This is a genomic window from Natronosalvus vescus, assembly GCF_023973145.1.
Taxonomy (GTDB): domain Archaea; phylum Halobacteriota; class Halobacteria; order Halobacteriales; family Natrialbaceae; genus Natronosalvus; species Natronosalvus vescus.
Genome location: NZ_CP099546.1, coordinates 3,718,862 through 3,734,256, shown reverse-complemented (window position 1 = coordinate 3,734,256; position 15,395 = coordinate 3,718,862). Strand labels below are relative to the sequence as shown.

General features: G+C 63.4%; 9 protein-coding genes. 4 read left to right on the top strand and 5 right to left on the bottom strand.

Annotation, left to right across the window (positions count from 1 at the left end):
- Positions 1–73 precede the first annotated feature (73 nt).
- The 3 genes from hutU to hutI are packed head-to-tail and all read left to right on the top strand — an operon-like array spanning position 74 to position 4,094.
- Positions 74–1,843 carry a urocanate hydratase gene (gene hutU / locus NGM68_RS17630; RefSeq protein WP_252699526.1) on the top strand — a complete coding sequence of 590 codons (1,770 nt, stop codon included), beginning with the start codon at positions 74–76 and terminating at the stop codon, positions 1,841–1,843.
- Positions 1,840–2,811 (top strand): formimidoylglutamase, encoded by a 972-nt coding sequence (hutG, locus tag NGM68_RS17625; RefSeq protein WP_252699525.1) that lies wholly within the window; start codon positions 1,840–1,842, stop codon positions 2,809–2,811. The genes hutU and hutG overlap by 4 nt, the downstream gene beginning before the upstream one ends.
- Positions 2,808–4,094 carry an imidazolonepropionase gene (hutI, locus tag NGM68_RS17620; protein WP_252699524.1) on the top strand — a complete coding sequence of 429 codons (1,287 nt, stop codon included), beginning with the start codon at positions 2,808–2,810 and terminating at the stop codon, positions 4,092–4,094. Before hutG ends, hutI begins: the two co-directional genes overlap by 4 nt.
- A gap of 50 nt (positions 4,095–4,144) precedes the next feature.
- Here the strand turns inward: hutI and NGM68_RS17615 are convergent, their stop codons facing one another.
- The gene (locus NGM68_RS17615; protein ID WP_252699523.1) at positions 4,145–4,498 is read right to left on the bottom strand and encodes a hypothetical protein; all 354 of its coding nucleotides are present in this window, start codon (positions 4,496–4,498) and stop codon (positions 4,145–4,147) included.
- 110 nt (positions 4,499–4,608) lie between these two features.
- Between NGM68_RS17615 and hutH the strand changes: the two genes are divergently transcribed.
- A complete protein-coding gene (hutH, locus tag NGM68_RS17610; RefSeq protein WP_252699522.1) occupies positions 4,609–6,273 on the top strand; it encodes a histidine ammonia-lyase in 1,665 nt (554 codons plus the stop codon).
- 24 nt (positions 6,274–6,297) lie between these two features.
- Here hutH and NGM68_RS17605 read toward each other — a convergent pair whose 3' ends face one another.
- The 4 genes from NGM68_RS17605 to NGM68_RS17590 form a co-directional block, all read right to left on the bottom strand.
- Entirely contained in the window at positions 6,298–8,322 is a 2,025-nt protein-coding gene (locus NGM68_RS17605) for a bacterio-opsin activator domain-containing protein (RefSeq protein WP_252699521.1), read from the bottom strand.
- Between the two features lie 927 nt (positions 8,323–9,249).
- Positions 9,250–9,501, bottom strand: coding sequence for an MTH865 family protein (locus tag NGM68_RS17600; protein ID WP_252699520.1), 252 nt, complete (start codon positions 9,499–9,501; stop codon positions 9,250–9,252).
- 185 nt (positions 9,502–9,686) lie between these two features.
- On the bottom strand, positions 9,687–11,690 hold the full coding sequence (gene acs / locus NGM68_RS17595; protein ID WP_252699519.1) for an acetate--CoA ligase: 2,004 nt from the start codon (positions 11,688–11,690) through the stop codon (positions 9,687–9,689).
- A 126-nt stretch (positions 11,691–11,816) separates the two neighbouring features.
- Positions 11,817–15,380 (bottom strand): disk-shape morphogenesis protein volactin, encoded by a 3,564-nt coding sequence (locus NGM68_RS17590; protein ID WP_252699518.1) that lies wholly within the window; start codon positions 15,378–15,380, stop codon positions 11,817–11,819.
- Positions 15,381–15,395 lie beyond the last annotated feature (15 nt).

Below are 15,395 nucleotides of genomic sequence, written 5' to 3'. Positions count from 1 at the left end.
TCGGCCCGGGTATATATAATACCCACCACACGGCTGCTGGAAACACTTGCCGGTACGTCACGAATGCGTGTGTATGTCAGATCTCTCCGAAACCGAAGAATGCCGGGACGAATCGGTAGCCGACTGGGACGGTGTCGGCGACCCAAGCGAGCAGTGGCAGTCCTACCGAGGCGCACCGACCGGGATCGACCTCGAGTGTCAGGGCTGGCGACAGGAGGCGGCGTTCAGAATGTTGAACAACAACCTCGACCCCGAGGTCGCCGAGGAGCCCGAATCGCTGGTGGTCTACGGCGGAACCGGACGCGCGGCCCGGTCGTGGGACGCCTACGACGCGATCTGTACCCAGCTTCGCGAACTGGGCGACGAGGAAACGCTGCTCGTTCAGAGCGGGAAACCCGTCGGGACGTTCACCACACACGAGCGCGCACCCCGCGTCTTGATCGCGAACTCGAATCTCGTCGGGCGCTGGGATTCGTGGGAACACTTCCACGAACTCGAGGCCCAGGGGAAGATCATGTACGGCCAGATGACCGCCGGATCGTGGGCCTACATCGGCACCCAGGGGATCATCCAGGGCACCTACGAGACGCTGGCCGAACTCGGCCGTCAGCACTTCCCCGACGCGAAGGGCCTCGAGGGAAAAATCGTCGTCACCGGCGGCCTCGGCGGGATGGGCGGTGCTCAACCGCTCGCCGTCACGATGAACCACGGCGTCTGTATCGCCGCCGAAGTCGACGAAACCCGCATCGATCGCCGGCTCGAGACCGGCTATTGCCAGGAGAAGGTCTCCGATCTCGAGACCGCGATCGAACGCGCCGAAGCGGCAGCCCAAGCGGGCGAGGCCTACAGCGTCGGCGTCCACGTGAACGCCGCCGACATGCTCGAGTCGATGCAAGAGATGGGGTTCGTCCCGGACGTGATCACCGACCAGACGAGCGCCCACGACGAACTCGAGGGGTACTACCCATCGGGGTACACCGTCGCGGAGGCCGACGACCTTCGGGAACGCGACCCCGAGACCTACGTCGATGAGAGCCTCGACACGATGGAACGCCACGTCGACGGGATTCTGGCGATGCAGGACGCCGGGGCCATCGCGTTCGAATACGGCAACAACATTCGCGGCCAGGTCGTCGAACACCGCGGCCACGAGAGCGCGTTCGACTTCCCCGGTTTCGTGCCGGCGTATATCCGACCGCTGTTCTGTGCGGGCAAAGGGCCCTTCCGCTGGGCGGCCCTCTCGGGCGATCCGGCCGACATTCACCGTACCGACGACGCCGTTCGCGAACTGTTCCCCGAAAAGGAACATCTCGCACGCTGGATCGACCTCGCACAGGAACAGGTCGCATTTCAGGGGCTCCCTGCTCGGGTCTGCTGGCTCGGGTTCGAACGAGACGAGGACGGGCTGACCGAACGCGCTCGCTTCGCCCTGCGGATCAACGAACTCGTGGCAGCCGGCGAGATTTCGGCACCGATTGTCGTTACACGAGACCACCTCGACGCCGGCTCGGTCGCCAGTCCGAACCGCGAGACCGAAGCGATGCGCGACGGGACGGACGCCGTCGCCGATTGGCCGATCCTGAACGCCCTGCTCAACACCGCCGCGGGGGCGGACATCGTCAGCGTTCACGACGGCGGCGGCGTCGGGATCGGAAACTCGTTGCACGCAAACAACCACGTCGTCCTCGACGGAACCGACCTGGCCGCCGAGAAGGCTCGCCGAGTCTTCACCACCGACCCCGGGATGGGCGTGATTCGCCACGCAGACGCCGGCTACGAGGAAGCCCTCGAGACCGCCCGCGAATCGAACGTCACGATTCCGATGGAGCGTGATGGACAGTGAGCCGGTTCGCCTCGCCACCCGGCTGGAAGAGCCCCTCGAGCGACCCGAACGACGAGACGTTTGGCGACGTGGTGTCGGCGACGACGCTCGAGGACGCAGCCGATCACCTGGCCGTGTTCGTCGGCGAGCCCTACGACGGGGCGGTCATCGGTCGCCGCGGTGCTCGCGATGGGCCTCGAGAAATCCGGACGGCGTTGGCGGGCGTGAAAACCCATCACTTCGACGCCGGGCCGGTCGGATCGGCTGCCGCCGGTTCGACGAGCGCGGAAAATCCTGCGAGGGTTCATGAGTCGACGTTCGGTGACCTCGGCGACCTCGAGGTACCCGAGGGCGACGTTTCGACCGTGCAATCCGACCTCGAGGAGTCGACGACGGCGGTGTACGACGCTGGCGCACGCCCCATCTTCCTCGGCGGGGATAATTCGCTGACCGTCCCCAACGTCTCACCGCTACTCGAGGACGGTACGGTCGGCGTCGTCAGCTTCGACGCCCACCTCGACTGCCGGCAACCGATCGACGGTCCCTCGAGTGGCACCCCATACTACCAGCTCCACGAACGCGGGCTGGACGCGTTCGCCGTCGCCGGGGCCCGCCACTTCGAAACATCGAGCACCTACGCCGAGTACATCCACGAGCAGGGCGGCACGATTGTGACGGCCGAAGCCGTTCGCCAGAACGTCGAGGCGAGTGTCGAGCGCGCACTCGAGGCGATGGCCGGCGTCGACCAGATATTCGTCAGCCTGGATATCGACGTGCTCGATGCGTCGGCGGTACCAGGCGTGAGCGCACCGACCCCGGGCGGCGTCACGACGACGGAACTGTACGCGATGCTGCGGCGCGTCGCGGCCGACGAACGGGTCGTCGGCTTCGAGGTCGTCGAGTGTGCACCACCGCTGGACATCGACGGACGGACGAGCGACGCTGCCGCGAGGGCAATCGCACACGTCCTCGCGGGGTGGTCGCGATGAGTCACGACGATAGCGAGAAAACGGTCGTCTACAACTCGAGCGAACTGGTCGTCGGCCCCGAGGTCGACGAGAACGGTGGCGACTCCACGCTTTCAGTACTCGAGGACGGGGCGCTCGTCTCCGTCGACGGTGAGGTACGCGAGGTCGGCCCGAGCGACGAGATTACGCGAAAACACCCGCCCGAAAACGCCGAGACGGCTATCGACGCCGACGGACGGGCGGTCGTCCCGGGGTTCGTCGACCCACACACCCACGCGGTCTTCGCCGGCGACCGATCTGACGAGTTCGAGGCCAAACTCGAGGGGGCGACCTACCAGGAGTTGCTCGCCCAGGGTGGCGGAATCCTCAGAACGGTCCGGTCGACGCGGGAAGCGTCCACCGATCGGCTGGTGGCAAACCTGCTGTCTCACCTCGACGTCATGCTCGCCCACGGCTCGACGACAGTCGAGGTCAAATCCGGCTACGGACTCGATACCGAGACCGAACTGCGGATGCTCGAGGCGATCGAAATTGCGAACGAGCGCCATCCGGTCGACCTCGTGGCGACCTTCCTGGGTGCCCACGCCGTACCCGAGGGGGCCGACGCGGACGACTACGTCGACGCAATCGTCGACGAACAGCTTCCGGCCGTCGCCGATCAGGGATTCGCCGAGTTCTGTGACGTTTTCTGTGAGGAGGGCGCGTTCTCGGTCGAGCAGTCCAGACGGGTGCTCGAGGCCGGCCTCGACCACGGTCTGACGCCCAAGGTGCACGCCGAGGAACTCTCACACCTGGGCGGGACGAAACTCGGGGCCGAGGTCGGCGCGGCGAGCGCCGATCACCTCCTGTACGCGACCGACGACGACGTCGAGGCGATGAAGGAATCCGGCACCGTTCCCGTCCTGCTCCCGGGAACCGCGTTCGGACTCGGCGAGGAGTACGCCGACGCACGGATGATGCTGGAGGCCGGCGTCCCCGTCGCACTCGCGACGGACTTCAATCCGAACTGTCACTCGCGGAGTATGGAGTTCGTCCAGACGCTGGCGTGCGTCGAGATGGGGATGACCCCTGCGGAGGCGCTGCTGGGATCGACGACCAACGCGGCGGCGGCGATCGGGAAAGCCGACGGAACGGGCGCGCTCGATCCCGGTTCACCCGCCGACTTCCTGGTGCTCGACGCACCGCGATACGCTCACCTGGCCTATCGATTCGACACGACGGCAATCGAGACGGTGGTCAAAGACGGACGGATCGTTGCCCGGGACGGCCGCGTCGATTCGATGGCGGAGGGTCAGTCGAGATGACTGTCGCGACGATGCCGGCTTCGAATCGCGGAAATTCGACCAAGCGTCCGTCAGTAGGTGATAATTTCGTAACCCTCAACGACGAGCGACCGGATGCTCGGGTGGCCTTCGAAGGACGCCGCCTGATCCACGCCTTCCTCTTCGATCTCCTCCTCGACACCGTAGACGTCGGCGCAGTAGTCACACGCCTGCGCGTGTTCCTCGACGGCGGCGTAGAGGGCGTGGTAGTCGTGATCCTCGTCGGCGAGGGTGGGGATCCACTGCGTTCCGGCACCGTCGAAGATCAGTTCGACGTTGTCCCCATTATCGGCGAACTCTTTCGTCGTCTGCAAGGCGTTGACGACGCGGCCGAGGTCACTTGGGGCGTCGGTTCCAGCGAGGACGACGATTGCTGCATCTGGCATACGATCACCCGTAGTTCCCGGAGAGGTACCCGAGTTGTGCGATCGTGCATGGTCCATCCACAAGCGCTGGATCGACACCGTTACACGCCGGTAAGCGGTGGTGAAATCCAATGACCGCAGAGGACGTCAAGCGAACAAACCCGATCGAACTCGACGGCGAAACGCTCAGGCCCGAGGACGTCGTCGCCGTCGCTCGAGCGGGCACTCCCGTCGCTGTCACCGACGACGCGCGAGAACGAGTTCGGGCCTCTCGCGAGCGCGTTCGAGACGTCGTCGACAGCGGCGAACCCGTCTACGGGCTGAACACCGGGTTCGGCGAACTCGTCGACGAGCGAATTCCGGCCGACCAGATCCAGCGCCTGCAGACGAACCTGCTTCGCAGTCACGCGGCCGGGGCGGGCCGGGAACTCACCACGGAGGAGACCCGGGCCATGATGGTTTCACGCATCAACGCCCTCGTCAAGGGCTATTCAGGGGTTCGTGAGGTCGTGATCGACAATCTGCTCACCATGCTCAACGAGGGGGTCACCCCCGTCGTTCGATCCCGCGGCAGTCTCGGTGCCAGCGGCGACCTCGCTCCCCTCGCGCACATGTCGCTGGTGCTCATCGGTGAGGGCGAGGCGGTACACGGTGCGGGCGACGAACGGGTTCGCGTCTCCGGCGACGTCGCCCTCGAGGCGGTCGGTCTCGAGCCGCTCTCGCTGGCTCCGAAGGAGGGCCTCGCCCTCATCAACGGCACCCAGCTGACGGTCGGGCTGGCATCGCTGCTCGTCGTCGACGGCGAACGCGTGATCGACGCTGCGGACGCTGCTGGCGCGTTGACGACCGAGGTCACGCTCGGGACGACGGCCACCTCGGATACCGCGATCCACGACGTTCGCCCTCACTCCGGGCAACAGGAGAGTGCGGCGACCGTTCGAGCGCTGACGAGCGAGAGCGAAATCGTCGACGCCCATCGGAACTGTGACCGCGTCCAGGACGCCTACTCGCTTCGGTGTCTCCCACAGGTTCACGGTGCGGTTCGCGACGCCCTCTCACACCTCCGTGCGGGCGTCGAAATCGAGCTAAACAGCGCGACCGACAACCCGCTCGTCTTCCCCGCCGACAGCGTCGACGATCGGGCCTCGGGTACCGACAGCGCCGCCGTCATCTCCGGCGGCAACTTCCACGGGCAACCGTTGGCCCTCCGCCTCGAGTACGCGCGCCTCGCGCTCATCGACCTGGGGGCGATTTCCGAGCGCCGGGTCGATCGAATACTGAATCCGAACCTGCAGGAACCACACTTGCCACCGTTTCTCGCCCCCGAAAGTGGATTGCAGTCCGGGTACATGATCGCGCAGTATACGGCCGCTGCCCTCCTCAACGAGTGTCGATCGATCGGGGCCGCCTCGAGCGACAACACGCCCGTGAGCGGCGGCCAGGAAGACCACGTCAGTATGAGTGCCCAGGCGGCACTCAACGCCAGGCGTACTCTCGAGAACGTTCGCCGAATCGTCGCGACAGAAGCCATCTGTGCGACTCAGGCGGCCGAGTACGTCGAGGACGCCTTCGACGAGGAACTGGGCGTGGATGAGGAATCGTCGACTAGCGCCGACGGCGACCAGCCACACCATCTCGGCCTCGGTGGCGGCACCGGGTCGCTCTACGATTGCGTACGAGAACGCGTTCCACCGCTCGAGGACGACCGCGTGCTCGATGCGGAACTCGATGCAGTTGCCACGGCCATCGAGAACGGCAGCGTAGACACTTCACTCTCCGAGTGGCTCCCCTCGTAACGTGCTGCTATCGATCGACCGCGCTCACTTCGTGGACGTTGGTTCTGGCCCGACCTCGAAGAAGTCCCCCAGAATCTCCTCGAGCCCACGCCGCAGGTGCTGGTGCATCGTGGGTGGCGAGATGCCCATCGATTCGGCGATGTCTTCACCGGTACTGCCGCGTGGCCAGTCGAAATATCCGCCGTAGTACGCCAACCGAAGGGCGGTGAGCTGTCGTTCGGTCAATCGATCTGCGATCCGGTTGCGCCGTTCGCTCGCCGTCGTCACTGGTCGGTCGACCTCCCGTTTCGCGACGAGTTCGGCCTCCTCGTAGACGCGCTGTAGCGCTTCGACGATCGCCCGTGTGTCAGTTTCGCGTGAGAATTCGACCGTGATGTGTCCGACGCCGTCATCGACGGTGACGTCACGAATCGTTGCACCGTACCCTTTGAGCGTTCGAACCGCGGATTCCGCGAGTCGGATCTCGATCGTTGCCTCGTTCTCGCCGTCGTGGACGAGCCGACATTCCTCGACGGTCTCGTGCGCTGTCGCCTCCTCGTACACCGTCTGACCGTCGACGCCATCGATCGTGACGTACTGGTAGGTGCGTCCGTTCGCCGTCGTCCCCGACCACTCGAGGGCACACTGACAGTCGTACTTCGTCGAGAGATCGAACGAAAAGGAGTTCCCTCCCTCGATGCGGAACTCGAGTACCGTCACGGCGTCGGCGAACAACAGCCGTCGGTTCTTGATCGCATTGATCGCGAATCCGATCGTTTCCCCGAGCAATCGAAACGCCTCCTCTTCTCGGGAGCCGAATGCGTCCTCCCGACGAGCCAGCACCGTCAACACGCCGTAGACGCTATCGCCGTGTGACAGCGGCACCGCGATCGCTGATTTGATATCGTGTTCGCGAGCAGCTTCCGCGAGGTCGGGCGGCATCTCCGGCATCGACTGCAACTCGGTGCTCGAGTGGATGGTATTCTCCTGGAGTGCATGGATAATCGGCCGGTCGTCGTCGGCGTCGTAATCGATCGCTTTGATCGCTTCGAGGTATGACGACACGTCACCACAGCCGGTCTGGTACACGACACTGCCATCGCCGGTGGGGCGGGAAATCCACGACCCACAGTACAGATCGGAGGCCACGAGTAGCTCGCAGGCTTCCTCCTCGACTGCCGACTGGGTGGGCGCTTCCACGAGGGTCTTGATTACCCGCCTGACGACCGCATTAACCCGGTTGAGCAACTCGAGTTGCTCTCGTCGTTGCTGGAGTGCCGCTTCCCGGCTCTCGAGTTCGGTTGTATCCCGTGCGAGCCACAACACGGCCTCCTGATCGTATGTCGAGGAACCGATGGGGACGACGCGACCCAGATACTGACGGGTGCCTTCGGTCGTCTCGACGTCGTACTCCACGTGTGCAATCTCTCTGCTCTCGAGAACGTGCTGTATGTGGTCGTGAAATCGATCGGCTTCCCGGTCGGAAAACGCATCCCACAACGTCCGACCGACGAATTCGTCGGGCCTGACGGTGTACAGATCGGCGGAATCCGGACGCACTTCCGTATCCAGGTACGTACCATCTGCCCCGAGGACGAACACTTCGTCCGGGAACGTCGTCGACAGGAGATCGACCAAGGTGTCTGTGGCCGGTTTTGTCTCTCTCGGTTCGGTCTGGCCAACTCCTGCCCATAACGAGTCTATCCGTTCTGGTAACTCCTCGAGAGCCGTCGGTGAGACGTAGTCGTCGCCGCCCGCTCGCACCGTGATGGTTGCCAACCGCTCACTTCCACTCCCACTCGGTGGCACGACGATGGTCGGAATCCGTCTGTCCGGGAACTCCCCTGCGAGCGTCTTGAGGCAGGATCGAACCCACGAGGGCTCACTCGAGTGACAGAGCGCCACGACGTCCTCGTAGTCGCCGAGAATCCGACGGGTTTCGACCCTAGCACTCGCGACTCGAACTTGGTACTCGGTGAGGTGTTCGGTGAGTTGCTCGATCGATGCCGTCGCTCGAGCGGGCTGCATAACGAGTACGAGCGGTTTCTCGCGTCCAGGGGGCGATGACATTGTAATCGGTGTTGGCGTAGTCAGCAGGTACGATCGACGATGGCGCAGTCGGTGGCTATGGTCGACGACGGTGTAGTTGAGTGGTACAGTCGACGATAGCGTAGTCGGCAGCTACGATCGGTGAAGACCCAGTTACCAGCGATATCAAGCCGGGGCGTGAACGTGGATGTATACTCCAACAGCGTCCCACTTCCGTTCACCCTCCGTTCGAACAGGCTGTCGGGCGTGTCTCCGCCTGTATGTGTCCACTAGTTATGGCATCTACAAATAAATAAGTCACTAGGCCGCTTCACCCGTACCCCTGTAGCACCGTGACACAGCCGGGTGTACGGCGCCTTCCCGCCTCGATCGAGCCCCCGTCGAGTCGGCCCAGTATCCGGCCGACAACAGACGAGAACGACTATCTCTGTCTATGTGAACAGTCAACAGGACTTATGGTCGTTGGTTACAACCGAAGTGGTGGGGATGGGATGATTAAGACCGTTAAGTCACTGCTGTTTCGTGATCACGGAACAGCCACGATCTACGAGTGTCGACAGTGTGGAACTGACGTCGATTCGCCGACGACGGACTGTCCTGCCTGTGGGAACGACGATATCGTTCGCTTCCATCTGCAGCGATAGCGAGTCCACACACTCACCCTCGGACACAGACACTCGTCACCCCGAGACCACGGTCTCGACTGCTGTGGCGTCTCGATCGCACAGTCGGAATCGTACTCTCGCACTGTGAGCGGCGTCTGTTGTGGCGCAGACGACGCTTCGTTGCAACATCCGAAAACCTGTGCGGCGAACGATGTGACCCAACCGATTGTCGGCGGCGATCAGCGTGATACCCATCGGTCACACGGGGGCTGACGTGTACTCCGAGAAACGGCACCGAAAACGGTTCACAATCCGAGACGAGAACCGTCGTCTCGCCGGGTGTTCAGATATGATCCTGGTCTTTTAGCTCGTCGATGACGTCGTCGACGAACGCGTCGACGCTCTCGTACGGGAACTCACCACCGGACAGCTTCGTGTTCAGTTCCATCGCCGTCATCGAGAAGTCCCCCGACTCGAATTTCGTCCCCGGCCCGTTCGGCAGGGCTGGAACGAGATCCATCGGACTCGAGATGGGGTAGTCTGCGCCTTCGAACGCCTCGGTAAACTGCTCGCGGAGTTCAGCTTCGTCTGCCATACCAGCAGGATATTATAGCGGATAAATAATAAACCTGTTTACTACGAACACCAGGGTCGTCGAGAGTCGATGCGTCGGACGGCCATCCGATCGAAGAACCAAATCCTCATAGGGGATGTTGTGACGATGTACCGCCGATCGTCTACTTTGTGGCGGACGATCGGTAGGACGTACAACGTTCCCTATTAGTTCTCGCCGACTTGATCGGCAATCTCTTCGACGATCTCCGGATTTCGCAGGGTGGAGGTGTCACCCAACTCCTCGCCCGAGGCGATGTCCTCGAGCAAGCGACGCATGATCTTGCCCGAGCGCGTTTTCGGCAGTTCGGGCGTGAACAGCACCTCCTCGGGGCGGGCGATCGGCCCGATGCTGTCCTCGACGCCCTCGACGATGCGGTCGTGCATTCCGTCCGTTGCCTCCTGGCCGTCCTCGAGGATGACGTAGGCGTAGACGGCCTGGCCTTTCACCTCGTGGTCACCGCCGACGACGGCGGCCTCGGCGACGCCCTCAACACCGACGATGGCGGACTCGATCTCCATCGTTCCCAGTCGGTGGCCCGAGACGTTGATCACGTCGTCGACCCGCCCGAGCACGGTGATGGAGCCGTCCTCGTCGATCTTCGCGCCGTCCTCGGGGAAGTAGACCCACTCGTCGGCGTCCGGATCGGAGTACTCCTGCCAGTACTCGTTCAGGAAGCGGTCGTCGTTGTTGTACAGCGTGCGCAACATCCCCGGCCACGGGTTCTGCACCGTGAGGTAGCCAGCGTTCCCCGCACCGACCTCCTCGCCAGCGGCGTCGACGATCTTCGCGTCGATACCCGGAAGGGGCGGGCCGGCCGATCCGGGTTTCATCTCGCCGATCCCTGGCAGGGTGGTGATCATCATCCCGCCGGTTTCGGTCTGCCACCAGGTGTCGACGACCGGGCAGGACTCACCGCCGATGTGTTCGTAGTACCACGTCCACGCTCTGGGGTTGATCGGTTCGCCCACGGTTCCGAGCAGGCGGAGACTCGAGAGGTCGTGGGCGTCAGGGTAGCCGGTGCCCCACTTCATGAACGCGCGAATCGCCGTTGGCGCGGTGTAGAAGATGTCGACCGTGTTCGTCTCGATAAGTTCCCACAGTCGGTCTTTGTCGGGGTAGTCGGGGGTTCCCTCGTACATCATCGTCGTCGTGCCCAGCGTGAGCGGCCCGTAGACGATGTAGGAGTGGCCGGTGATCCAGCCGATGTCGGCCGCACACCAGTAGGTGTCCTCGGGTTTCACGTCCAGGACGGCGTGAGACGTCCACGCCGCATACGAGAGGTAGCCACCCGTGGTGTGTTTGACCCCTTTGGGCTGGCCCGTCGTCCCCGAGGTGTACATCAGGAACAGCATGTCCTCGGCGTCTCGCTCGACCGGCTCGACGGAGGCGCCCGCGTGGTCGCTCACCAGTTCGTCGTAGTCGTGTGCGTTTGCGCCGAGGAAGTGTTCGAGTTCATCACCGAGTCGATCGACGACGACCGTTTCGACGTCGTGGTCGACCCCGCGAAGCCCCTTGTCGGCTTTTTCCTTGTGGTTCAGCGGATCACCGCGGCGGTAGTAGCCGTCGCAGGTGACGAGGTACTCGCTCTCGGCCGCGTTCATCCGCGTCGCGAGCGCGTCCGCGGAGAAACCGGCGAAGACGACCGAGTGGGGCGCCCCGATGCGCGCACACGCGAGCATCGCAATTGGCAACTCGGGAATCATCGGCATGTACAGCGTGACGACGTCGTCTTCCTCGACGCCAAGCTCCTGGAGGGCGGCGGCGAACGCTTCGACCTCGTTCAACAGGTCGCCGTAGGTGTAAGTGCGCGTCTCGCCGAGTTCGCCCTCCCACTTGATCGCCGCACGGTTTTTCGCGCCGTCTTCGACGTGGCGGTCGAGGCAGTTGTACGAGGCGTTGAGCGTCCCACCGGTGAACCACCGATAGAACGGCGCGTCCTCGTCCTCGAGCACCGTGTCGTACTCGTCGAACCAGCTCACCAGGTCGGCCGCCTGCTCCCAGCAATCGGGCCAGTTCTCCTCGAAATCGTCGTAGATGCCGGGGTCGCTCACGTTCGCCTGTTCGACGAACGATGCCGGCGGCTCGTACGTTTCGCCCGCAGCTAGCCGCGCCTCGAGTGCCGATTCGGTGTCATCCCCGGATTCACGCTCTGATGACTCGTCTGGCATGGTTAGCGGGAACAATGGTCATGAAGGGGATAAGCTTTCGCCTCAGCATCGTATCGTGCCACGGTTTCGGAGACACGAACGTCGAACGAGGTGGAGATGGCGATCCGTTTACGTTTCGAAACGCCCTCACTCGGCCGTGACGAAGCCCAGTACGAGCAGAACGACACCAAGTGCGATCGCGATCGAACCCGTGACGGTCGCCTCCGTCAACACAACGGTCGCGCCGGCGACGACCCCGGCGCTTCCACCACCGATCGCTGCAACGGGGACGAAGGAACTCGAGTGATCCCCCTCTGCTGGTGTCGTCGTTGCCGATTCGGATTCGTCTGTGGTTCCGCTCTCGGCGTGTTCCAGCGACTGCACTCGGGACTCGAGTGTCGAGAGCGTCTCGCGAACCGACTCGAGTGACGTGTCGGTGTCGCCGGTTCCCTCGACGTCGAGCTGGGTTACGTCGTCCTCGAGTTCGGCGAGTTTCGTTTCGAGAGTAGCCGTCTCCGCGTCGAGTTCGTCGAGTGTTGATTCGACAGCCGTCAGCGCCTGTTCGTCAGCGGATAGCGCTGGCTCGTGCTCGAGCGAATCGACCGTTTCAGTCAGCGACTCGACCTCGGCTTCGAGCGTGTCCGTTCTGTCGACCGCGTTCGTCGCCAGTTCGTCGATGTGCTCGAGGTCGTCGGTCGCGTCTGTTACCTTCGTTTCGATCGTTGTCACTGCCGTTTTGGTTTCATCCCGAACCGACTGGAGTTCGTCCCGTGTCTCCTCGAGTCGTCGCTCCACCGTGGCGAGTTCCTCAGTTATCGTCGCCTCGAGCACGGCGTCTTCCGATGGGTCGTCGTTGGGCGTCTCGAGGGTTGCCAGGTCGGATTCGACCGTCTCGAGGGTCGACTCGAGTTCCAGTACGGTCGTTTCGAGGGCGTCGAGTGCTGTGCGGGTCGCGTACTCGTCAGGATTCGGTGCGGGTTCGTCGGTGCCAGACGCCTGGTCGACCGTCTCTCGTACCGAAAACAGATCGGTTTGAACCGTCTCGGACTCGTCGACGTCGGACACCTGTTCGAGGTCGGCTCGGATCGACTCGAGATCGGATTGCACCGCCTCGATCGTCGTTCGTAGCGTCTCGGTCGATTCGAATTGTTCGGCGAGGGTTGTTTCGAGTGCTGTTGTCGTCTCGCCCTGATCGTCGAGCGTTTCTTCCAGTTCCTCGAGCGTCTGGCCCTGTTCGTCGAGGGTTTCGCCGTGCACGTCGAGGGTTTCGCCCTGTTCCTCGAGAACATCCCCTCGTTTCTCGAGGGCTGCGGCGGTCACCTCGAGGCGCTCACCCTGTTCTTTCTGGGTCGTACCCTGTTCGTCCAGTCGGTCGGTGATCGAGTCCTGGTGCTCCTCGATGGCCGTGACATCCGCCTCGAGCGTGGAAATCGCGGTTTCGCGTTCCTCCCGTGAGCGTTGCAGTTGTGCTGAAACGCCGTCGACGGCCTCCTCGAGTGTCGAAACCTCGACAACGGTCTCCTCGAGTGCATCCAGGTCGTGGATGGTCGCTTGCAGTTCGGATCGAACCGTCTCGAGGTCGGTCTCCACGGTGTCAACCCGATCCGTTATCGCCTCCTCACGATCATCGAGATGGGTTTCGACGTCGGCAAGTCGCGTCTCGAGATCGGTTCGTTGTTCCTCGAGCCGGGCCGAAATGTTCGTCATACGCTCGTCGAATTCCTCGCTCGTCACCTCGAGCGTACCTGAAACGTCGTCAACGGTCGCTGTGACGTCGTCCACTGCCGTCGTTACGGCTTCGACATTCGATGTGACCACTTCGACTTCCGAGGTGACCGCATCGACATCCGTCGACACCTCCTCGACATCCTCGTTGACTGCCCCGAGCGCTGTCTCGAGCGCTGCCTCGGTTGCCGCGGTGGCTTCGAGGGCACGGACGTCGTCGTCGATTTCGTCGACAGTCGTGTCGATACCGGTAACAGTCTCGTCAATCCTCGAGACCGTCGTATCGAGGTCACCGAGATCGGCCTCGAGGGCGTCGATACTCCCCTCGAGAGCATCCCGATCTGCTTTGAGGGTCTCGACGTCGCTAGCCGTCTCCGTGAGCGACTCCTCGACGGACTCGATATCGACGCTATTGTCGTCGACACGTTCCGAAAGCGTCTCGAGGGTCGACTCGAGTGCCGAGACCGATGCTTGCAGGGTGTCACGTGACTCCTCGAGAGCCGCGACTGTCTCGGCGGCCGCACGCGTCTCGATCCGATCGGCGTGCGTCTCGAGGGTATCGGTGACGGTGGTCAGGTCGTCTCCAAGGTCTGTGAGGTCGTCGGTAATCGATTCGACGGTCGCCGCGAGTGCATCGACGTCCTCGATCGGTGCGCTCGCATCGGCGACGGTGGCGACCTCTTCGGCCACGGCATCCACGTCGTCGGACAGCGTCTCGAGTTCCGTCCGTAACGCGTCGACCCGTTCGTCTCGCGACCCGAGACGGTCGAACAACTGTGTGATCGCGTCGTCGGTTCGGCCACCGCTGCCATTCGCTTCGGTCTCGTCGAACTCGAACGCCGCACCTGTGTCGCCGTCCGTTCCACCAGAGCCGTCCTGACCTGCGGTGGTGGTTCGAGCCGACGACTGAACGACGGTGGATCCACCCGAACCGTTCGAGGGGGCGTCGGTCGCCGACTCGACGTCACTCCACGTAACGGATTCGTACGCGTCGACATCGTCTTTCGCCGCGGCGAGTGCGCCACGAACTGGACTCTCGGCAGGATCCGAAGCGAGACGGACTCCGCGGATGGAAAACGGAAGCTCTGCGGCATCGAACCGACCGCCGAGGAGAAACTCGATCCCCTCGATGGCCTCGTCGCCGGCGACGGCTACCGGCACGCTGATCCCTTGCTTGAGGTCGGCCTCAACGGCCTGGCGTTCGATGGCTGCCACGAGAGCTGCCGCGAGGGAATCGTGTGCCTGAGCCAGTGCGCTCTCGATGCCACCAGCGGCTGCACTCGGGTCGAGCGCGAAATCATCGAGCACCGATGCAACCTGGTCGGGGGAATGACCCGTCTGGGCGGCGGCCTGCTCGACGATCCACTCACTTCCTTTCGCGAGCGAGCAAACGAGCACGGGAACGCCGTAGTACGACAGCGCGAGACTCGTCGACTGAGATTCGATACACACCCCGAGACCCGTATAGTTGTCTTCCTCGAGCTGGTCGTACACGACGGCAAACCCCTTGCTGATCGGGGTTCCCTCGAACCCGAGGTCGTCGATCGCCGTGGCGACGACGTCCCGGTGAGCGGCCGTCGGCTCCGAGGCATCGACGAGCGTCCCGGGCGTCGTATACCAGAGGGAGTCGCCCTCAGCGTCCGCAGTTACCGCGTCGATCAGGATCTCGAGGGCCGGTTCAGCGTACTCCGCAACCTCGAGGACGCCGTTCGAGAACAGTGGCATCGGTTCCGTCTCGAGCGCTCGGGCTGTCGACGCTGCGGCGTCGCCGACGAGGTACGTCGTCCCGTCGTGCTCGAACCGTAGCGTCGAGTCGTCGGTTCCGGTTTCGACGCCGTGATCGTCGATGTCGGCGTCGTATTCGTCGATGTCAGTGTCGCTATCAACCGAGAGAACGACCGCCGGCTGTGTCGTCACCACCAATTCAGAGTGGCCACCGCGTGCCGACCGGAGGGCCCCCGTTCCAATATCGAGACCGAAGTCCATGCGACCGGATGACGT